Origin of the sequence: Spirosoma radiotolerans, from assembly GCF_000974425.1 — a bacterium.
GTDB lineage: Bacteria > Bacteroidota > Bacteroidia > Cytophagales > Spirosomataceae > Spirosoma > Spirosoma radiotolerans.
On sequence record NZ_CP010429.1, the window covers coordinates 2,939,000 to 2,960,808 of the forward strand.

The 21,809-nt window shown below is 50.2% G+C and carries 17 protein-coding genes; 8 read left to right on the plus strand and 9 right to left on the minus strand.

The window, feature by feature from the left end:
• Nucleotides 1-155: 155 nt before the first annotated feature.
• The 3 genes from SD10_RS11915 to SD10_RS11925 form a co-directional block, all read right to left on the minus strand.
• Nucleotides 156-1,328 carry an HU domain-containing protein gene (locus SD10_RS11915; protein WP_046573997.1) on the minus strand — a complete coding sequence of 391 codons (1,173 nt, stop codon included), beginning with the start codon at nucleotides 1,326-1,328 and terminating at the stop codon, nucleotides 156-158.
• 20 nt (nucleotides 1,329-1,348) lie between these two features.
• A complete protein-coding gene (locus tag SD10_RS11920; RefSeq protein ID WP_046573998.1) occupies nucleotides 1,349-3,031 on the minus strand; it encodes a hypothetical protein in 1,683 nt (560 codons plus the stop codon).
• 103 nt (nucleotides 3,032-3,134) lie between these two features.
• Nucleotides 3,135-6,200, minus strand: coding sequence for a tetratricopeptide repeat protein (locus tag SD10_RS11925; RefSeq protein WP_046573999.1), 3,066 nt, complete (start codon nucleotides 6,198-6,200; stop codon nucleotides 3,135-3,137).
• 211 nt (nucleotides 6,201-6,411) lie between these two features.
• On the opposite strand from SD10_RS11925, the gene SD10_RS11930 reads away from it, so the two are divergent.
• From SD10_RS11930 to SD10_RS11940, 3 genes are all read left to right on the plus strand, one after another.
• On the plus strand, nucleotides 6,412-8,268 hold the full coding sequence (locus SD10_RS11930; RefSeq protein ID WP_046574000.1) for a M61 family metallopeptidase: 1,857 nt from the start codon (nucleotides 6,412-6,414) through the stop codon (nucleotides 8,266-8,268).
• A gap of 96 nt (nucleotides 8,269-8,364) precedes the next feature.
• On the plus strand, nucleotides 8,365-9,579 hold the full coding sequence (locus SD10_RS11935; RefSeq protein ID WP_046574001.1) for a DUF5009 domain-containing protein: 1,215 nt from the start codon (nucleotides 8,365-8,367) through the stop codon (nucleotides 9,577-9,579).
• A gap of 119 nt (nucleotides 9,580-9,698) precedes the next feature.
• Nucleotides 9,699-10,580: a sugar phosphate isomerase/epimerase family protein gene (locus SD10_RS11940; protein ID WP_046579409.1), complete on the plus strand. Its 882-nt coding sequence runs from the start codon at nucleotides 9,699-9,701 to the stop codon at nucleotides 10,578-10,580.
• Nucleotides 10,581-10,594: 14 nt separating this feature from the next.
• Here the strand turns inward: SD10_RS11940 and SD10_RS11945 are convergent, their stop codons facing one another.
• Nucleotides 10,595-11,482: an aromatic alcohol reductase gene (locus tag SD10_RS11945; protein ID WP_227699207.1), complete on the minus strand. Its 888-nt coding sequence runs from the start codon at nucleotides 11,480-11,482 to the stop codon at nucleotides 10,595-10,597.
• A 159-nt stretch (nucleotides 11,483-11,641) separates the two neighbouring features.
• Nucleotides 11,642-11,824 carry a MerR family transcriptional regulator gene (locus SD10_RS11950; protein WP_046574003.1) on the minus strand — a complete coding sequence of 61 codons (183 nt, stop codon included), beginning with the start codon at nucleotides 11,822-11,824 and terminating at the stop codon, nucleotides 11,642-11,644.
• A 189-nt stretch (nucleotides 11,825-12,013) separates the two neighbouring features.
• On the opposite strand from SD10_RS11950, the gene SD10_RS11955 reads away from it, so the two are divergent.
• Nucleotides 12,014-13,537, plus strand: coding sequence for a GH3 family domain-containing protein (locus SD10_RS11955; RefSeq protein ID WP_046574004.1), 1,524 nt, complete (start codon nucleotides 12,014-12,016; stop codon nucleotides 13,535-13,537).
• A 322-nt stretch (nucleotides 13,538-13,859) separates the two neighbouring features.
• Here the strand turns inward: SD10_RS11955 and SD10_RS11960 are convergent, their stop codons facing one another.
• The 4 genes from SD10_RS11960 to parS form a co-directional block, all read right to left on the minus strand.
• Nucleotides 13,860-14,495, minus strand: coding sequence for a hypothetical protein (locus SD10_RS11960; protein ID WP_046574005.1), 636 nt, complete (start codon nucleotides 14,493-14,495; stop codon nucleotides 13,860-13,862).
• A 76-nt stretch (nucleotides 14,496-14,571) separates the two neighbouring features.
• Nucleotides 14,572-16,149: a M81 family metallopeptidase gene (locus SD10_RS11965; protein ID WP_046579411.1), complete on the minus strand. Its 1,578-nt coding sequence runs from the start codon at nucleotides 16,147-16,149 to the stop codon at nucleotides 14,572-14,574.
• Nucleotides 16,150-16,212: 63 nt separating this feature from the next.
• Nucleotides 16,213-16,701: an RES family NAD+ phosphorylase gene (locus tag SD10_RS11970; protein WP_046574006.1), complete on the minus strand. Its 489-nt coding sequence runs from the start codon at nucleotides 16,699-16,701 to the stop codon at nucleotides 16,213-16,215.
• An 18-nt stretch (nucleotides 16,702-16,719) separates the two neighbouring features.
• On the minus strand, nucleotides 16,720-17,127 hold the full coding sequence (gene parS / locus SD10_RS11975) for a type II RES/Xre toxin-antitoxin system antitoxin (RefSeq protein WP_046574007.1): 408 nt from the start codon (nucleotides 17,125-17,127) through the stop codon (nucleotides 16,720-16,722).
• 184 nt (nucleotides 17,128-17,311) lie between these two features.
• Here parS and SD10_RS11980 point away from each other — a divergent pair, with 184 nt between their 5' ends.
• From SD10_RS11980 to SD10_RS11995, 4 genes are all read left to right on the plus strand, one after another.
• On the plus strand, nucleotides 17,312-17,992 hold the full coding sequence (locus SD10_RS11980) for a response regulator transcription factor (protein ID WP_046574008.1): 681 nt from the start codon (nucleotides 17,312-17,314) through the stop codon (nucleotides 17,990-17,992).
• Nucleotides 17,992-19,374: a sensor histidine kinase gene (locus SD10_RS11985; RefSeq protein WP_046574009.1), complete on the plus strand. Its 1,383-nt coding sequence runs from the start codon at nucleotides 17,992-17,994 to the stop codon at nucleotides 19,372-19,374. The genes SD10_RS11980 and SD10_RS11985 overlap by 1 nt, the downstream gene beginning before the upstream one ends.
• A gap of 74 nt (nucleotides 19,375-19,448) precedes the next feature.
• The gene (locus SD10_RS11990) at nucleotides 19,449-20,399 is read left to right on the plus strand and encodes a hypothetical protein (RefSeq protein ID WP_046574010.1); all 951 of its coding nucleotides are present in this window, start codon (nucleotides 19,449-19,451) and stop codon (nucleotides 20,397-20,399) included.
• Between the two features lie 47 nt (nucleotides 20,400-20,446).
• The gene (locus SD10_RS11995) at nucleotides 20,447-21,628 is read left to right on the plus strand and encodes an endonuclease/exonuclease/phosphatase family protein (RefSeq protein ID WP_046574011.1); all 1,182 of its coding nucleotides are present in this window, start codon (nucleotides 20,447-20,449) and stop codon (nucleotides 21,626-21,628) included.
• Nucleotides 21,629-21,809: the final 181 nt, after the last annotated feature.

Below are 21,809 nucleotides of genomic sequence, written 5' to 3' on the forward strand. Positions count from 1 at the left end.
TTCCTTCGAAAGTGGGAGCCGTTTTTGTTTTAAGGTTTTTGATTCTAAAATTAAATAACATTCGTGAAGCTATCTGGTAATACATTACGTGAAGCCACCAGCAAAAACGGACAGCCTATCGAGGCTGTCCGTTTTATTAGTTAAGATGGAAATTCTTAATTCTTATAAAGCCAGGCAGTTGACCCAGCCAATTCGCTGACGGCGGCCATACTTGTTACGGCTTCGTCACGGTCGGCTGAACCAGCAGCGGCAACTTTGTACCGAAGCACTTTCTGGCCACGTTCAGGCATGATGACAAACGCATCGGCATACCCCGCTTTCCGTAATTGCCGTTTCAGGCGAAGTGCATTTCGCTTGCTCAGAAAAACACCAGCAATAACCGTATAATAAGGCGTTGTACGAACCGCCTTAACTGCAACAGCGGAAGCTTTAGTGGCTAATTCAGGTTTGGCTGCTTCTGAAGCTGGCTTAACAGCAGGCGTGGGTTCAAGTTTTACTTTACTTACGTCAGGTGTTGTTGCTGCTGGTTCAGTTGGTACTGGATTAGAAGCTGCTGGTGTTCCAGCCGGTGTAGCTACCGGTTGTTCGTCAACGGCAGCGGGGGCTGGAACAGATACCGAAACAGGTTTTGGTACATCGCTATCCACTTTCTTGCGCTCGAAATAGGAGGCAGAGGTGCGGAAGAGATTAGCCGGGTCGAGGCTACTTTGAAAAGGTTGCCCCGGATTGATAACCGAAAAATAACTGAATACTCCGAGTGAGCCAATTAGGAGCGCGGCTGCTGCCACCCGCCAGTAAGGACGTGCCGGGCGATAGGGCGTCAGAGTCGTGTCTTCATCCCGAACCAATACTGGACCGAGTGCTGTGACGGGTACAGCATCCAGAATCGTCTCAAGTTTTGGTTGATGATCAACAAATTGAGCTGACAACGCACTCATGCCATAGGCTTCGCCAAAAAAATTGTGTCGAAGGCTAGGGTCGAACTGTAATCGGCCTTCTTCGTTATGCGTAAACGTTCCGATACCGTCAATTTCGAACCGACCGGCTGCGCTGACCTGCTGCCGTAAGTCGTTGACGAATTGGCTAATGTACTTCTGAGCACCGTCGCGCGTGACTGGCTCATGAAGCATGATGTAATTGGCCAGGATGCCATCGTCGAAACGAAGCGCTTCGTTGAACGCAACTCGTTTGCGGGGGGGCAGATACAAGCCGCTGGTTTCTGTAAAGGCTGCTGGCTGGTAGTGTGTGAGGAAAGCTCCCAATTCGGGAACAACCACACAGTCGTACTGATACAGCAACTTTTTGAGATAGTCTTTAACAGCAGCCATAATGTGCGTCGGTGGAGCGTTTAGAACGAATAACTGATTCCTCCAAGAAAGTTAAGCCCTTGTGTTTGATAATACAAATACCGCTGGTAATTCTGACTAAAGATATTATTTAACGAGACAAAGGCAGAGATCTGCTTGCCCAGGAAATAGTCAATTTTTAGATTGGCGTCGTAGATCGGTTTGAGGGTATACACCACGCCAGAGGTGAAGTTCTTGTTCTTGATACCCTGATAAAAATACAAATCCGCCGTGACGAATAACTTTTTATTTAACGTATACGAGTTACTCCAGGCTGCCGCTACCTGAGGACGGCCCCAGGCTTGTTCGAGTCGGTCGAGACTATAGTTGAAGTAATCCGCCTTTAGCGATGAACGAAATTTGTCTTTCCGGGCATAGGCCAACTGACCTGAAATCGTCAGCACATTGGAGATACCACCATCGTAAAGGACGAAGAATTTTGTCGTATCCGTCGTGCTATTATTGAAGGTCGAGAAGTTCCGGTAGCGGGCATAGGATACTTTACCCTCATAGGAAAACCCACCGCCAATCGTTCCTTTCGAGCCACCATAAATATCCCATGACTTAACAGTGTTAACCAATAGCACTTGTGGGCCAAGCCACTTATTCTCAGCTAATAACGAGCGAAGCGTGTTTCGGTTAATATCGCCATCGACGCCCGCGAAGATGTGGATATTCGTCAGTGGAGCTACGTCAATATCCACCACTGGAAAGGCGCGTGTGTCGTTGATTCCCTGTCGCTGATCGGTTTGGTTGACGGCATTGATTCCCGCCGTAATGGTAAACAGGGGTGAGGTATACTTGAATGTAGGCTTTACCCGAAACAGATTCCGGTTGTCGACGATAGACCCGTCGGAGCGTTGCGTTACGTAGGCATCGGCGGCTACCAGCGCGAATACATTGTCTGTAATGCCGATCGACGCATTTAAATTGGTTCCCCAATCCGTTTCAGTAGCGTTGAACCGGTCGCTCAGGGAAGTAATTCCCGTACGAAGGGAGTAGTCGATTGCGTTTTCTGACTTGGCATTTTCAATACCGAGTTTGAAATTTACCGTATTCAGTCGCTGCTTGATCAAATCCGGATTGAAGGAGGGCTGGGCAGCATACTCGCGGCTGTAACCGTAGAAATTATACGTATTTCGATCAAAGCCAAGATCCGCCTGTACCTTAAACGCGTCGGCCAGATACTTACCCGTAACCCGTATCCGGGTGTCGCTCTGGGCTGAGTTCTTACCATCAACGGGACCAATGGCCGACGATAAATGCCGAATCGACCCTTCCAGTGCCAGGTTCGACAGGTTATTGATGCCAAAGAAACCTTCTCCCAGGAATGAACTGTAGTTCCCGGCCCCAAGCTTCACGTAGTTGTTATACGCCGGGGTGTCGTCGGGTTGCGTAGTGGACGGCGCCAGAACGCCGGGCGTAATTTTGGGGTCGCCGATGGTTAACTTTCGATCCTCGAATTCGTAAGTCAGTTTTCGTTGTTCAGCCGATTGCTTGACTGACGGGATCTTGTTGAAAATCCGGTTGGCAGGGGGCAATTCTATTTTCCGACTTTTTTCAACCGTTATTTCCTGATTATCCACTTCGCCTTCTTTTACGGGGCGCGTTGGCTTCGTCTGCTGGGCAATAAGCACCGTAGACCAGGAAAGCAGGGTAAGGGTAAGTAGGGGACGTACGATCATAGTGAATGTACGATGAATGATGAATAATGAATGTTAAATGATGAATGAGTACAAACGAAGCCAACTCACACATTACTTATCATTCATCTTTCATCATTCATCATTATTTTGACTCCAGCGCTGTCAGCTTTTCTTTGGCTTCGGCAACGATGGTTTGGTCGGATGAGTTTTCGATGATTGAGTTGAGAACCGCTTTGGCCTGGGCAGGTTCATCCAGGGCGACGTTATTGTCGGAGACCAGGATAAAGGCTTTGCCTTTCCAGTATTCAAAATCGCTGAACTGCTCGTTGAACTTCAGCAAGGTGGCTACCGACTCTTTGTATTTTTTCTGCCGGTAAAGAATTTCGCCCAGAAAATATTGCGCTTCGGCTCCACTAACATCTTTGGCCAAGGCAATGGTTTTCTCAAAGTCAGCCTGTGCTGTTTTGTAGTCGTTTTTAGCCAGCGCTACTTTGCCCAACATCAACTGCGCCCGGTTCTGCGCACCCGCCACCACATTTCCACCGGCCACAACCTCACGGGCGATAGCGGCTGCTGAATCGAGTTTTGGGTAAACAAAATAGGTATCCATCAGGCCTAACTGAGCCGTAACCTGCTCAGCCTTGCTGTTGGCCCGGCTTTGGATGATCTGGTAGTTGCGAATGGCACGCGGATAATTTTTCTGTTTCGCTTCCAGATCAGCCGCCCGGCTGGCGGCCCGAATCAGAAAATCAGATTTATTGTCGGCAATCACCAGGTTATAATAGCGAAGGGCATTTGCAACATCATTGGTTTGGCGATACGATTCGGCCAGATAATACCGGGCTTCATTGGTGCCGGGGCTGGCGGGATATTCCTGCATAAACGCCAGAAACGACTGAATGGCCTGCTCGTATTTACCGGTCGAATAGATGTTTTTGGCGTTATCAAACTGAACCCGTTCGACATCTGTACTTCCCGGATTCCCTTTTTTATACTGGCCCAGAACCTGGGAAAACTCTTCTGGCCGACCAGCATCGTTCAACGTATTCTGAATACCTAGCAAAGCACTTTGCGCCTGATCGGAGTCACCGTAATTATCCAGAATCCGTTTGTAGTCCGCTACGGCCGGATCATACTGTTGCAGGTTACCGTAGGCAATGGCCCGCTTCAAGAGGGCTGCCGGAACGAGCGAACTGTTGGGTTTATCCTGAATCAGCTTGGTAAATTCCTGAATGGCCACTTGGTAGGCCCCTTTTTCGAAATCGACATTTGCTTTCTGGAACAACGACTCATCGACAAAGCGCGAATTCGGATACTGCCGTTGCACCTGATCGAATTGGGCCTTTGCTTCCGCGTCGCGGCCGACGTAGCTTAGAATGACCGCTTTTTGGTAAGAAGCATAATCTTTATCCGGAGCATTCTGTGCAATGGCCTGATCGTAAGCACGTAGTGCATTTTCGTACTGCTTCGTGGCAAAATAGCTGTCGGCAAGGCGGATGGTAGCATCCTGTACCTGAACGCCACCATCGGCACTTGCGCCCTTACTCACAAAATCCCGGAAATAGGGCAGCGCGCGGGCGTAATCCTTTTTATTGTAATACGCGTAGCCCAGGCCATACAAGCTCTTGGTGGAGTAATCGCCAGCGCCCGATTTTATACTGGCATAAAGAGGAATTGCCGTATCATACTGCTTCCCGGCGGAGTAGGCTTCGGCTTTCCAGAACTGAGCGGCCTGCTGTAGCTCGTTGTCGACGGGAAACTTCAACGACTTATCCAGATTGGCAACGGCTTGTTGGTAGCGTTCGGCATTGAAATCGTTAACGCCCTGATTGAAGGTTAGCCGCTGGTAGGTTGCGTTAATTTTAGGCGTCCGGCGTTTCAAACCTTCAATGTAGGCAATCGCTGCCGGGTAGTTGTTGGACGCATAGTACGCTTCGCCGACCAACTCGTTGGCTTCATTCTCGAACTTGCTGTCGGGGTATTGCTTCAGAAAAGCAGTCAGTTCCTTTACGGCATCGGCGCCATTATTCTGATCGAGTTGCAGCTTGGCGTGGTTGAATCGGGCTTCCTCCTGAATCTCCCGATTGAACGATAGCCGTCCCGCCTGATCGAAAGCATTCAACGCGTAGGTTGGGTTCTGAGTTTGCAGGTAGCTGACCCCAAGCGTGTAGGCCGCATACTGGGCCGTTGTGTCTTTGCCACCCGCCAGCGATTTGAGTTGCGTGATGGCGTCATTGTAGGCACCCGTGCGGAATAAGGACTGGCCGTACCGGAACTTAACTGCGCCCGGTGCTTTGGCACCCGTCGCGTTGATGTACTGTTTGTAATACGGAATTGCTCTGGCGAACTGGTTTTGCTGATAAAAGACTTCCGCTGTAAACAGGGCCACTTCATTCATGCCCGCCCCATTGTTGCGCTTAAGTAACGGTTCGGTATAGGTCAGCAGATCATCGAACCGACGTTGCCGATAAAGCGCCTGGGCAATCCAGTTGGGTACCTGATTCTGATAGATTGGGTTGTTCTCCACCCGTCGGAAGTCGGCCACCGCTTCGTTGTAATTGCGATTGCGGAAATTGATAACCCCGGCATAATAGGAGGCCGCAGGCGCATCGGGCGAGCCCGGATCGAGTTTGACCTCATTGAGCAATGGCAACGCCTTCTTCAAATCCTGCGTATTGTAGTAGGAAAGGGCCAACTGATATTTATAGCCGGTTTGCTGCGTGGCGCTACCACCCTGAGCCACGGCTTTCTCCAGAAAATCGATGGCCTTCGTGTAATCCTGCCGGGTGTAATAGTAAGTGCCTAAATCGCCATAAAGCTGCCCGGCTTTGGGGTGCTGGCTGTGGTTTTTAACGAAGCGGTCCACAAGCAGTTCGGCTCCCGGCTCGTCGATGTACAGGCTGGTGAGCGCAATGTAATATTCGGCCTCGACCAGATTCTGATCGCCGGTGTTCAGTAGTGTTTGGGAGCCATCTCCCCGACGCGGTTCGACGTATTGCCGAAACTCATACCGGGCAGCCGCATAGTTGGCTTTCTCGAAAAGTTCAAGTCCGTTCCGGTAATGGTAATCAGGTTCAGCATAACTCTGGGTTCGCTGGGCCAGTGCCGACAGGCTGACAAACAACCCAAGGGTTAGGCAGATGAGCCACCGGCTGCTGTTGATACGGAGCGAATGGTATTGACCCGATTGGGCGGTTGAATAGGGCATAGAAAAAATGTAAGTTCAGTGTGTCTGGTGTCAGGTTGTTCCGATCCGACGTAGGCGTGTCAAGTTTGCCGAACCTGGAAATCGCTGCGGCAACCCGGCCGAAAGTTTGAACCTGAGACTACCATTTAAGACGATTGCGTCGTAGTTTCGCTGCTAATTGACAAATATCACGTCTATTCTGGACAAAAAACGAAGGTATTCCTGTTTCCGTATGAAAAAAAACGCCCGGCTTCTGTATTTACTTACTGTCTGGACATTTTTTATTCCATTTTCATCAACTGCTAGTCCTAAACTTACCGATGAGGAAACCCCTCCGGCTGTCTCGCCTGGTGTCACGTATGTGCTCTCGATGCCCGAACCACAAACGCACTATTTTGAGGTAGAAATGCAATTGAAAAATGTGGCCGCTGCTACGAATGCGAAGAAAAATGGCTATCTGGACATCAAAATGCCGGTCTGGACACCGGGCTCTTATCTGATTCGCGAATATGCCAAAAATGTAGAGGCCTTCACGGCGTCGGCGGGTGGCAAGCCCGTTGCCAGTGAGAAGATCCGCAAAAATGCCTGGCGAGTGTATACCGCTGACGATAACCTGACCATTCGCTATCGGGTGTACGCCAATGAACTGACCGTCCGGACTAGTTTCGTGGACGCCGACCACGGCTATGTGACGCCCGCCGGTATGTTCATGTACCATGATGCGCTGAAAAACATACCACTCCGTGTGGTTGTACAACCGTATAAAGCCTGGAAAAACGTCGCTACCGGCCTCGAACCGATCAGTGGTCAGAACTATACGTACGAAGCGGCTGACTTTGATCTGCTGGTTGATTCGCCCATCGAGATTGGAAATCATCATACATTCAACTTTACAGCCGCCAATATTCCGCATACGGTGGCTATGTTTGGCGATGTAGACTATAACGAACAGCGCTTAGCGGCTGATTATAAGCGCGTTTGTGAAGCGGCTGCCACGGTAGTAGGGGAACATCCCTGTAAACAGTATACATTTATTGTGCATCACATTCCACCGGGCGGGGGTGGTCTTGAACACCTTAATTCGACAACCCTCGAAACGACTCGCAATGCTTACGCCACTGAAGCCAACTATAAACGGTTTCTGTCGCTGGTAGCCCATGAGTATTTCCACCTTTGGAATGTTAAGCGTATTCGGCCGGTAGCGTTGGGGCCGTTTGATTACGAGAACGAGAACTATACGCACATGCTCTGGCTGTCAGAGGGTTGTACGTCCTTCTACCAGGAGTATATTCTACGCCGGGCGGGATTTCATACGCCGGAAGCTTACCTGGCGCTTGTGGCCAGCAGCATTACGGAGATAGAGAATCAGCCGGGTACACGAGTACAGTCGGCAGCAGAATCGAGCTGGGATGCCTGGATCAAAGGGTACCGGCCTAATGAAAACTCGGCCAACACCACCATATCCTATTACAGCAAAGGGAGTGTACTTGGAAGTCTGCTAAATCTGGCGATTCTGTCGGCCAGCAACGGCGAACGCAATATGGACGATTTGTTACGGCTCCTGTACGCTGAATACTACAAAAAGCAGAAGCGTGGGTTTACGGATGATGAATTTCGGAAGGCGGCCGAACAGGTAGCGGGCCGCAAACTTGATGATTTCTTCAACATCGGTGTCAATACGGCCGACCCCATAAATTATAATGCTTATTTTGAGCCCGTGGGCATGAAGCTGGTCAATGTGGCTGCTAAACTACAGGATGGTTTTCTGGGGGCAGCCACAACGGTAGCTAATGGAAAATCAACCATTTCCAGTGTTCGGCGCGGGTCAGCAGCGTATACGGATGGCCTCAACGTGGGCGATGAAATCATTTCGATTGACGGCGTACGGGTGGGTGATGATCTGCTGCGTCAGGTTAGTGGTCGGCGGGTGGGCGACAAAATCAATGTGCTGGTAAACCGGGCGGGTCTTCTTCGCGAGATACCGGTTACCCTGTCGCAGAATCCCCTGGTGAGTTACCGGCTGGAGCCTGTAGACAACCAAACGGCTACACAAAAGGCGTTATATGCCAAGTGGCTCTATATTAAGTGATTTGAGGTTATTTTATTTTATTAAAAAACGCAAAGCCTGCTAAACAACCGGGCCTGTATCATTTTATAGTTTGCCGCCATATACAAAGAAACTGCTATGATTCAGCCACAGACGGTACCTATTTCATCGGCACGGCCACTTAGCGTAGCCAATCGGGTAGACGCTATTGACATACTGCGGGCCCTGACGATGATCCTAATGATTTTCGTCAATGATCTATGGTCGTTAACGAACATTCCAGCCTGGTTGGAACACGTACCCCGTGGGGTCGATGGAATTGGCTTGGCCGACGTAGTATTTCCGGCCTTTCTATTCATTGTGGGCATGTCGCTCCCGTTTGCCGTCAACGCCCGACGTCAGAAAGGGGATACCGATCGTGTGATTATCGGCCATGTGCTGATGCGTTCGGTGGCGCTGCTGGTCATGGGCGTTTTTCTGGTCAATGGCGAATCCATTGATGAAACCGCCACGGGATTATCCCGGCATGTCTGGAATGTACTGGCTTGTATTTGTTTTATTCGGCTTTGGGGTGTGTACCCAAAAACCGCAGACAAGTGGAATAAATTAATCGCCAAACTCGTCGTTGTTGGCCTGTTGATCACTCTGGCTATGGTATACCGAGGGGAAAACAATAGCCGGTTTGCTCCACACTGGTGGGGAATTCTGGGCCTGATTGGCTGGTCATATCTGGGCGCAGCGCTTGTGACGGTTTTTGCCCGAAACCGGATACTGATTCTACTAACCGCTTGGGTTGGCTTTGCCGTGTTAAGCATGCTGGCTGCTGCACAGGTACTGCCCCAAGCCATCTCCATTATCCCCAATGCGATCAGTGGCGGAACGCTCGTGGGCCTTACGATGGGGGGCGTAGTAATCTCAACCCTGTTTCAACAATACCGGCAGCAAGGGGAGAATAGACGAATGACGCTCATTTTTATCGTGGCATCCGTTGTGCTGATTGCTCTTTCTGTTTATACGCGGACATTCTGGGGATTAAGCAAACTGGCCGCTACCCCCGCCTGGTTGTTTTTGTGCAGTGCATTTACCATTCTGGCGTTTACGGCCATCTACTGGCTGGTGGATGTGAGTGGTAAAGCACAGTGGTTTGAATCGATCCGACCCGCTGGCACCGATACACTCCTGTGTTACCTGATTCCGTATTTCGCCTATGCCTTTACCACCTTACTCAACCTGCATCTGCCCGACGTCCTGCTAACGGGTGGTGTAGGTCTGTTGAAATCCGTGTTGTTTGCCTTATTGTGTGTCTGGATCACAGGTCGTTTGAATAAGGTCGGAGTTCGTCTCAAGCTATAGGCGAGTGCTCAATCAGCACTAAGTAAGTAGCAATCAGGCCGGATAAACTTTAGCCCATGAACGGCCGGATGGCCAAATCATCCGTATGCGCTGGTATACCTATCCCGAGTCTGATCGTTATGGCTTCAATTGACCGAAAAACCTTTCTTCAGGAAATTTCCCTCCTGACAGGAGCCGCCTTTTTTGCGGGTCCGGCCTTTGCCGCTAAACTGACCACCGACAAATCTGCTATCAAGCTGGGTTTCGTTACGTATTTGTGGGGAAAGGACTGGGATTTGCCGACGCTGATCAAGAATTGTGCGGAGACAAACATCGGCGGTGTCGAACTGCGCGTTGAACACGCCCACAATGTGATGCCTGATCTGACGGCTGCCCAACGATTGGCCGTTAAAAAGCGATTCGCCGATAGCCCCGTTAAGCTTGTTGGGCTGGGTACAAACCAGCAATACGATTATGTGGACCAAAGCCAGCTGAAAGCTTCCATCGAGCGGACGAAGGAATTCATTCGGTTAAGCGCCGATGTGGGTGGAACGGGTGTGAAAGTGAAACCCAATGCGCTTCATAAAGAGGTCTCTACCGAAAAAACACTAACCCAGATTGGCGAATCCCTGAATGAGCTGGCTAAATACGGTGCGGATCTGGGCCAGCAGATCCGGCTGGAAGTACACGGGGAAGCCACGCAGGAACTACCGGCGATTAAGCAAATTATGGACGTTGCCACCCATCCCAATGCAACCATCTGCTGGAACTGCAACCCGCAGGACCTGAACGGCAACGGGTTTCAGGCTAATTTCAATTTAGTCAAATCTCGCTTTGGGGCTACCTGCCATGTCCGGGAACTGGACCGGACGGATTACCCGTATCAGGCGCTGCTGACCAACCTGGTCAACATGAATTACAAGGGCTGGGTCCTGCTGGAATGTCATACGAACCCGGCTGATAAACTAGCGTCTATGAAGGCCCAGCGAGCCGTTTTCGATCAGATGATTGGCAAAGCGTAGCCCCGCCCAGATCCTTACCGGCGAGTGGCCAGTAATTCCCGAACGCTTGTCCAGGTTATATCCGGGTATCGGTCGTTATCGAGTGGGTTGTTCTGAACGCTGAACATGCTGTGTATATACTGACTCCGTTGCCAGTTTGGATACACGTCCTGCTCGCCTTCGGGGTGAGCTGTCCGCTCACGCTGATTGTAGGCGGCCAATTCGTCGCGGCTACCCAGCCGAACAACCTCAAACGATTGGTGCATTACGTCTTCAGCAATGGGGGCCAGTTCGTTGGCGCTAATCTGAAAGCTGGCAATACGCAAAATTCGCGGGCTGGACACGTCCAGGGCGACAGCCGCCGTATAAGCCGCTGTGTTGTCCATCGTTGTGAAATCGACCCGCCAGTCGGCACTCTCCCAATAGCCAATCTGCTTCTTTTTGAAATCGAGAAACGGAATACTATAGGTCAGCAACTCGGCGAAGGCACCATTGAGAATGGACGTGGCGGCAATGCCTGCTTTCGTATCGAGATGTTGGTTGAAGGATCGGCGCAGGTCAAAATTTCGGTTATATCCAACGGGTAACTGGGTGTAATCGCTCGAAAAATCGGACGGAATAAAACGGGGCACGCCAGCTGCGAGGGCCGCATCGAGTAAAGTAGACTGCCCATCGATGATGACGTCGCCCAGGCCCTGAAGAGCGGAAACCACGCAGGATACGCCCGTACAGGCCTGCGTCAGCCCCGGCACATCTGACAAATCGGCCCGGACGATCGTTACGCCCCGTTGCTCCAGTTTTGCTACTTTGGCGGCATCCGTACCTGGGCGAACAAGCGCCCGTACATTGGCTCCCCTCTCCAGCAGGGCATTGATAATGCGTCCACCCAGATCACCCGTTGCACCCGCTATCAGAATTGTCATTGTCATATATGGTTACGTCAGTTATGTTGTCACAAAGTCTGACTAGGCCACTTCGTTGAAGTGGCCTAGCGCTACCGGGTAAGCGGTAATCCACCGGAATGGTTTAGAACGCCTGGCGGGGATTTGGGCGATGCGCTGTTTTGGTCGTACAAAACCAGCTTAGTTGCGCTTCGCCTGATACGCTCGTAAGGTTTGTTCCCGGATCAATTCTCTCCGGCCAATCCGTTCGCTGGTCAATCGGCTTTGATCCAAATAGCTTTTTAACCGGCCAACCGTTATGTGCAATTCTTGGGCCGCTTCTGAAATCGTATAGAATAAGGCCCCTTCGATTGATTTAGGCATAACTCATTGAGTTTATGACTTCCGCCCACCTGATATGAGGCAGGTAGTATACTAAGAGCTTGTGGAAAAATTTTGTTCTACAGAATGCCTCATGGCCAAAGTGAGAGGGAACAGCACCGTTGATCGGAATAACCAACAAAGCACACCCAAACGGGTTTACGCCTATAGCAGACCATTCAAAAAGGAGTTATGGCAGTAATTGGAGAATTGATTAAAAAAGCAATTGATGTATACGGCTTTGTAGCCGCAGAGACTGATCCGGCAAAGGCTCAACAAGAGGTACTGAAAAACCTGCTCACAAAAGCCAGGTTAACCGCCTTCGGTAAAAAACACACCTTCAGCGACTTGCTCAACAGTGACGATGTCATTGCTGCTTTTCAGCAGGAAGTTCCTATTCATGATTATGATAAATTGTATACGGACTGGTGGCATTATCTTCTGGAAGGCCATCAGAATGTGACCTGGCCAGGTGGGCAGCGTTATTTTGCCCTCAGCAGCGGTACCACCAGCACGAGTAAATCCATCCCGGTAACGGACGACATGATTGACTCCATTCGAAAATCCGGCATTCAGCAGGTGATGAGCCTGAAAAACTTCGACCTGCCATCCGACTTCTTTGAAAAGCAGATCATGATGCTGGGCAGTAGCGTAAACCTCATTGAAAAAGACGATCATCAGGAAGGCGAAATCAGCGGCATCAGTGCGGCCAATATTCCGGCCTGGTTCAGAGGATATTACAAACCAGGAATCGAGATCGCTTCGATGACCGATTGGGATCAGAAAGTACGGCAGATTGCCAAAGAAGCACCGACCTGGGATATTGGCAGCCTGAGCGGTATTCCGTCCTGGGTCGAAATGATGCTCAAAGAAGTCATTTCCTACAACCGGATTCAGACCATTCACGACATCTGGCCGAACTTACAGGTGTATACCACTGGGGGCGTGGCATTTGAACCCTACCGGAAAAGCCTAGAAGCCTTAATGGCCAGACCCCTGACCTACATTGATACCTACCTGACTTCGGAAGGTTACCTGGCGACTCAAAAACGACCAGATACATCGTCGATGGCGCTGATTGTCGACAATGGCATCTTCTTTGAGTTTGTCCCGTTTCTGGAGGAGAATATGGACGAGGAAGGGCGGGTAAAACAAGACGCTACCGTTCATTCGCTGGAGCAGGCCGAAGAAAATATCGATTATGTTCTCCTGATTTCGACGGTTTCGGGCACCTGGCGCTACATGATTGGTGATACGGTCATGATTACCGATAAGAAACGGGCGGAAATAAAAATTACGGGCCGAACCAAACACTTCCTGAATGTCGTGGGGGAACAACTGTCTGTTCATCAGATGAATAAGGCCATGCAGGCCATGCAGAAACGCTTCGATCTAGAGATTAAAGAGTTTGTGGTGTCGGCTATTCGCAAAAATGGCGAGTACATCAACAAGTGGTATATCGGCTCGAACAAGCTGGTCGATAATCAGGAGATGGCTGCTTCGCTGGATAATGAGTTACGCGAAACGAACAAGAATTATAACGTCGCCCGGACAAAGTCGTTGAAAGGTGTGGAAGCGGAAGTGGTTCCCGTCGACCATTTTTACCGATGGAGCGAAGAACACAAAAAGCTTGGCGGCCAAACCAAGATTCCCCGCGTGATGAAGGAGGAGGATTTCCTGGACTTTGAAAAGTATATCAGCGAGCTGGCTGGATGAAATGAGGAGGTTTTTTTGTCATCCCGACCTATCCGCCGGTGCGGCAGGAGGGATGACAAAAACGGCTATCCATTATTCACGTTGAATAATTACACAGGTGTAACTATAAAATAGTACAAAAACAGTCATGGGTTGACAGTGAGATAGTTATCTCAGTTAACTATTTTATAATCAATTCTGGGAAGTGACCCACATTAGTAGGAAATGGTCCATGAAATAATTTTCACAAAGCCAAACGTCTAATAATGGGCGTTCGTTTGAGACATGAATTTTTGAGTCGTGACGGTTTGTGTACGATTTTTAAAACGCACCCTTACACGTCTTACAAAGCCCTTTTTTGCATTTCCAGCTTTTGTTCTTCTAACGTTCTGACCTGTTCTGTTATCTCTTCGGGCGACACGTAGAGCCGGGCAATCTTATCTTTATAGGCCTGCGGAAGTTCCGCATGATCGAGGATAAACCGCTTTGTGTGAATTAAATACTGGCCTAGTCCGTGCGTAACCGCGTACTGATCGGCAATGCGTTCCACCTTTTTTACGTAGGCCGCCGAAAAAACATAACCCAACCCAAACCCAACCATTTCCAGGTTCGTCCGGCTTTCGTAGTCCATGATATGGCCCAGTTCATGACCAATCCAGCCAATCATAATGGCATCGGGAAGTTGATGAATCGGAATGGCCGTATGGGTCAGCTTGAACAGCGCACTGATATTAATGCGATAGGCCCGCTTGTTCCGGCTGGCGAGCAAACTACTGAACACAGGCTGCGCCTGCATGACCGATGATTTTATCGCTTGCTTGAAGACAAAATGGATAGACGTGTCGGTCAGTTCCGGATAAAACGACAGGGCCGTCAGGACGTTCTTCTCGAGAATCGCCGGTATCGTTTTATTCGTTCGAAACCGGGAGAGTTCAGGCGGGATGTCATTCGTTTGCGAATTGATTCCGGATGTCAGCATAAGCGCGTTAAGAAAATAAATGTAGCCTACCTATTTTCTTAACGCGCCAGCCAGCCATTGGTTTACATCTGGCCGATTATTTGGTTTCCCCGGACAGGGGTACAAACTGAGCCGAGAGGTTGGGCTGTTTCATGTCGGTATCGAACGGAAACATGGGCCGTTTGATGCGCTTGTAAGGCAATCGGGCCAGATCCTGATTGACTCCGCCGGGCGTCAGGGCCATGATCCAGTCGGCCTGCATGGCATACAGTTCGGGTTCCAGATACCCAATTTTCACGACAACGATGTCTGATTTTCTTGGATTAAGGTTCAGCCGGGTAAAATCAATTTCCTTGTGATACGGCTTACGCTTTTGCGTGACAATGACGTGTACGCTTCCAACCTTTACCACCACTTCGACTTCAGCATCTTTGTCGCCGTTAACAATCGACTCCACAGTTCCTTTCAGCTTGACCGGTGGGGCAAATCGAGCATCGACGCGGGCACCCGCCACGCCCTCCACCGATCCGCCAACGCCCGCAGCAATGGCCTTTTTAACCAGTTCCGGGTCTGGAATAGAAGCATAGATCAGGGAAGGGCCATCCTCGCGCTGAAATTCCGGGCGAGCCAGAATCTGGGTAAGCGTCCAGGTGACATCACCGGCGCCACCGGCAGTCGGGTTATCGCCCGTATCACTGATGAAAAACGGGTGTTTTTTGCTGGCCAGCGCATTCGCTAGGCATTGTTCGAGCGTGCCGGTAGGAGCCACAAAGCCAAACTGATTTCTGACAGTCCAGAAGGCAAGGGCTAGTTTTTCGGCAGCCTGCGCTACCTTGGCTTTATCATCGCCCGTCACCATCACAACGGCATGATTACGAGGCTCATCCGCCCAGGCGTAGCCAATCCAGATTGCCGCGTCGATGATGCCATTGCCATGATCGGCTATGGGTTCTACCTGACTATACAGGCTCTTGCCCGGCTCGATTCGCGTACTTGTTTTTTCGCCCGGCAACAGAATCGGCACCGGAATCCAGGCTTTATAGGCCGGTTTACCTTTCCCGTTCTTGATGCGTTCAAGTAAGTTTACAACTGCCCGTTCCTTGGTCTGCATGGCATCTTCGTGAGGAGCCATGCGATAACAGGTAATCAAATCAGCGTTCTGAGCCAACCGCCACGATACATTGCCGTGTAAATCCATGGAGGTGGAAACGAGCGTCTTATAACCAATTACCTGTCTGATCCGGGTAATGAAATCGCCCTCCGGATCGTCCAGGCCGACTACACTCATGGCGCCATGTATATCAAAATACAGCCCATCATAAGGTCCGTATTTCCTGAGTGAATCCAGCGTTTTGTTAACCAGCGACTCATAGGCTTCCCGGGTGACGGCTCCGCCCGGCAGCGATTTGCCCACGATGGCGGGGAGCCAGATGGCCTGTTTCCGAAGAGGGGAAACGGGCATCATGAACGGATAGGCATTAAACACCTCAGGACCATATCGGGCATGAAATGCTTCTTCTTGGGTTAGGGCTGGAGAAAATGTGCTGGATTCTATACCGAGTCCAGCAATGGCTATTCGGGGTAAGGCGGTTGATTTAGTCGGTGTCGTCGATTGTGCCAGGCCATAGCTGACACTGAGCAGACAAGTCGCAAGCCCAAAGAGGATGTGTTTCATGCCCACAAGTTAAAGCATTCCACAGAGTCGGCAAGTCGGTTTGACCGATTCATTTTGGGATGGCTACAGGGCAGAAGGCCTATCCTGATCGTGCCAAAGCCTATGCTCGATCGGGAAGGGCTCCTGCTTAATGATCTGCACCTTCGCAAAGTCGGGATGGGCCGGATGAAGCAGGTAATTAGACGACATGGGCACGACTACCGATGGGACAGCTGCCACCAAGGTAGCTGAATTCGTCAGCCAATCGCGGAGAATCCATTGGGTGCGCTCGTAACGCTCATCATTCCAGTAAGGAGGGAGTTCGTCTGGTGAGAAAGCAGTTATCGCATCATCGGGCACCGACAAGGTAAATAAAACCAGTTTTGGTAGTTTTTCATACGGAACCCGAGGCTGATGGACTAATGATTCAACTAAGGCCAGAGCCGGCGACGATGTGGTATAGAGCAAGGGGTAACCCTTTGGGTTCCAGCGGCCACCAAATAACCGGGCGCCTTCAGTAGCCAGCGGTTCGTGGGTGTATTTAGCTTTTACGGTGCGGTAAACAGTCAGCATAGGCCGGTTGTGTAAGAACTAACCAACGATGCCATGTTCGATGCGGCCCAGCACATCATCGACAAGGCCAAAACCGGTTGTCGTGTCTAATAAAAATAAGGGAGATTGACTGTTTAGCTCCCTGATTGGAGAGCGGAGCCACTCGGCCAGCGTCTCAGCATCGCCGTCGAATACGTCAAGGCCGTGCCGTAACAGATTGGTTAGTAACAACAAGCGCTCCGATGCGTCGCGGGCTAATTTATTATCGGCTTTGAGCCGGTGCAGATTTCGTATCGACATATTCAAAATGCGGGCTACTTCAATATCCGTTAAGCCAGCTAGCCCAGCTACGCGATCCGCTTCCGAACGTGGCATGCCCTGCCGCGATTTGTCTATGACGGTATAAGGCGTGTAAACCGGTGTTTGGGAAGAATGCGTCGGTTGCATAATACAAATAGTGTCTTTTTTCACTTCTACAACGGCAATTTGCCAAAATCTGTTCAAGTGGACAAATCAGTACGAATAAACTAGTAAGAAATAGGTCAATTAGCGAGCGGCTATAGCCTAAAATCGCCCAGAAAGCCCATCTATTGGATTTATTCTATAAATTCGAATGAAGAAATGGAGTACCATGAGAATTCTGATTATTGAAGATGAGGTTAAAACGGTTCAAAGTATTAAACAAGGGCTTGAGGAACACCAGTGGGATGTTGATGTAGCCTATGACGGAACGATGGGGTTTCAACTAGCTACCCGGTCGTCCTACGCCCTGATCATAACCGATATCATTCTGCCCGGTATGAACGGCCTTGAGCTTTGCCAAAAGCTGCGGGAAGCCAACATAACGACGCCAATTTTGATGCTCACAGCCCTGGGTACTACTGAAGATAAAGTGGTCGGTTTGGATGCGGGAGCAGACGATTACCTGATTAAGCCATTTGAATTTCGTGAACTGATGGCGCGGGTCAGGGCCCTGACCCGACGGAACAACAGTGTAGGGCAGTCGGCGAACCTGCTGAAAATTGCTGATCTAGAATTAAATCCAGACACGAAACAAGTGGTGCGGGCGGGGAAAGAAATTTTGCTGACAGCCAAAGAGTTCCAACTGCTCGAATACTTCCTGCGTCATCAGGGGCGGGTGATCTCGAAAGTGGAACTGGCCGAAAAACTATGGGATCTGACCTTTGATACAGGCACCAACGTGATTGAGGTCTATATAAATTTCCTTCGCAAGAAAATAGACAAGGACTTTGATCCCAAATTGCTTCATACGCAGATTGGCATGGGATATGTCGTAAAGTTATTGTCGTAATGATAAACATCCGTACCCGGCTCACCTACCAATTTGTCTTCCTTGTAACCCTGGTTCTGTTGTTCTTCTCGCTCGGGGTTTACTTCTTCAGCAAACTTTATCTTGAAAAACGCTTCTATAAGCGGCTTCAGGACCGGGCTATAACTACGACGACCCTCCTGTTTGATTTACGACAGACCGACAGTACCGTCTTACGGCTGATTGACGCGGCTGATAAAGAACCCCTGCTGAACGAGAACATCTCGGTGTATAATGAAAAAACGAAGCAGGTGCTGTTTTCCACCAACCCCGCCAATGCCCGGTTTCACGAGCAATTTATCCCGCAACTGGATTCAACCGCCCAGGCCTGGTACACCCGCCAAAATGAGTACCAAGTTGTGGCCATCCACCTGGCCGGAGGGAGCGGAGGTAACTGGGTAATTGTGAGCGGGATTGACCAGGCGGGGAAAGAAGCACTGGATGATCTGAAAAAGATCCTGATCGTCATGATTCTGGTGGCTATCCTGCTGCTGGGTATTTCGGGCTGGCTTTTCGCCGGCCGGGCGCTTGCTCCGATGTCCGGCATTATTCAGCAGGTCAATGCCATCTTTCCGGCCAATGTGGGGAAACGGGTAGAGCATCCCAACCGATCAGATGAAATAGGGAGGCTGGTCACAACCTTTAACCAGCTACTCGACCGCATTGAGCAGGCCCTGAACACACAGAAGATGTTCATTGCCAACGTGTCGCATGAATTGAAAAATCCGCTTACCAAGATCAATTCTCAGATTGATGTGGCCCTCATCCAGAAACGGAGCCCGGAGGTCTATGAGCGGACGCTTCGATCGCTACAGGAAGATACCCGCTCATTGACACAGTTGACCAATGCCTTGCTGGAACTGGCTAATACATCGGTTCAGGCAGGTAGCCTGCTGGTTGAACCGGTACGAATGGATGAACTGCTGTGGGAGACGAAAACACAGTTGCAGAAATGGCAGGAAGGCTATCAGATTCAACTCAATTTTGCCGATTTCCCGGACAATGAAGAGGACCTGATGACCGAGGGAAACCGGCCTGCCCTTCAGGTACTGCTCATGAATCTGATGGATAACGCCTGTAAATTCTCCCCGACAAAAATGGCTGTTGTGACCTTCCGATCCAAACAAGGCAGAATAATCATTACTGTTTTTAACGAAGGGACACCCATCCGCCAGGCTGATCTGCCCCATATCTTTCAGCCGTTCTTTCGGAGTGACTCAACCGCTCAATCGAGCAAAGGGCATGGCGTGGGGCTAGCCGTTGTGGCACAGGTCACCCAACTCCATAAAGGTGATATTGCCGTGCGTTCGACGCCCGAAGGCACTACGTTTACGCTGACACTGCCCAGTATCGCGGCAATTTAAGGTAAATTTAAGGTGAGCTTAAGTCGTGCTTAAGTTCGATGTCGTTGCTTTGTCATGAATCATCAAACCGGATAATGGAAGCAGACGTAGCCAATGAAAAGCAGGGTGTGCTGAACATAACCATGGGTGCCCTGCTGGGAGTGCTGGCGTTGCTGGCCTATTTATTCCTTGGGTCTCGCAATGAGACGCTGGAAGTTCAGAAATTACTGACCGCCAAAGTAGAGCAATTTGCCTCCACACAAATCAAGCTTGATTCCATCTCAAACGTGCTGGACGCCAAGATCATCGAGGTGCGTCAGCTTGGCGGTAGCGTCACCGAACTGGAGCGAATCAAACGGCAGCTGATAATCGACAAGAAGCGGCTCAAGTATGATCTGACTTTCTCCATGCAGCAGTACAGCCTGAAAATCAGGGATTACAAAAATTTCCTGGCGCAAAACGAAGCGAATGTCCACGCGCTTAAGGCCGAAAACGGCTCACTGCTTAGCCAGACACGGGCGCTCGAAGAAGAAAAAGAAAGCATCCTGAGCGAAAATACGGGCTTAAAGTATGAACGGGCCGCATTAGCCAAAGCGGTCGTTGATTATTCGCTGAAGAATGCCGACTTAACGAACAAAGTAACGCTTGCTTCAGCCATGAAGGCCATCAACGTAGAGGTGATGGCGGTTGCTGATAACGGAAAAGAGCGCCGGGGCGGCACGTACAAAGCATCGCGCATTGACCGCCTGAAAATAGACTTTGTTTTACTCGCCAATCCGTTAGCATCGGCCACCAGCAAAGATGTTTATGTACGTATACTGGATGCGAACGGGGCTGTTGTTAGCGAAAGCGGCATTGGTGGCGTTATGCTTTTTGACGGCCATGAGCTTGGCTACAGCACGCATCAGACCGTACCGTTTGACGGTGATGACCAACGGGTCGATATTCTTTTCCGCAGGGAGGCTCCCTACAGGCCCGGCACCTATACCGTCGAATTATACACGGAAGGCTCCCGAATCGGCGATGCCCATTTCGTTGTAAAATAGCCTGGGCTGCCCCAGTAGTCCGTGTAATTGATCTCAACGTTCTCGTAATGTTACCATATAAAAAAATCATCCATCAATTGTCCGTTACCTTTCAGCCTCTGCTGGAAACGCTGAATAGCGAAAGACGGGTGTTCGTCGGTAGATACCGGCGTTTTCCGGTGGCTTACACGGCACTCAGCTACCTCTTTGTGTCTATGGCATTCTGCTATTATCCAATTGTCAACCATTGGCTATCGGGTTTCATCATGATGAGCTTACCGCTAGCCATCCTCCTGGGGTTGGCCGCCTGCATTTATCTGTTTTGTCAACAGCAGAAAATGATTGCCACAGCGGGTATTATCTGGGTCTTGTTCTCGTTTGTGGTCGTTAAAAGGCTGGTGGGTATACAAGACGGAGATCGTGATCTAAGCCAGGCACAAACCCTCAATGTGTTGAGTTTCAACAGCGAAACGTTCCCGGTAACGGGTAGAAGTAAGATCGATGCTTCGCTGCTAAAGGCGGATATTGCCTGTTTTCAGGAGTATTCGCCCAACGCTCAGCTAGAGCGTCAGTACACCGATAAGCTTCTGAAGTTGACCTGTTTTGACGAAGACCGGGAAATAGGACTGGCCTTATTTTCCAAATACCCGATTGTGAACCAGTACAGCCGAATCTGGAACCGGGAGAAGGCCCCGAATATCAATGGTTTCCTATGCGCCGACATCGCGTACGGAGCCGATACCATTCGGGTCGTTAATGTGCATTTGTGGTCGATGGGTGTGCGAACCGAACAGGCATTGAAGGCGCTTAAAGCGGGTCATTTGGGCCGCTTTTCCCTCGAATTACTCGACACATTTCAGCGGATGAAAGAGGGGTTCGAGCACCGAAGTGAACAGCTTCAGGAGGTTGAATCCTATGTAGCGGGCAGCCGATATCCGGTCATTATTTGTGGCGACTTCAACGAAACACCCATTAGCTATTCTTACGGAAAACTCAGCCAGAACTTCAGGAATGCCTTTGAGGAGGCCGGACAGGGGCTTGGCTTTACGCTGAACCGACACCCGTATTGCGTGCGAATTGACCAGCAGTTTTTCAGCGCCGACTGGCACATCAAAACCTGCCAGACATTATCGGGCGTTTCCTTCTCCGATCACTTTCCGGTATTGGCCCAGTACGTACTTAAAAAGTCGTTAGTGGTACCCACCGATGTTCTGGCACAGCACCAGCCAACTCGCCCAGCCGCCAATTGACATGCGGACTAATTCGGTAAAAAAGCTGTTTAAACTCTCGTTTTAAAGACCAGGGTCTTTTTAGCATTCCGGCAGTAGGAGGAATGACAAAGGCAGTTGGAAGGAGCTCGATTTTAAACGCTTCAACCATTTCGTCGAAGTGTTTTGCATTCTCTGTAAATATTGTTGAGCTTAAGGCTAT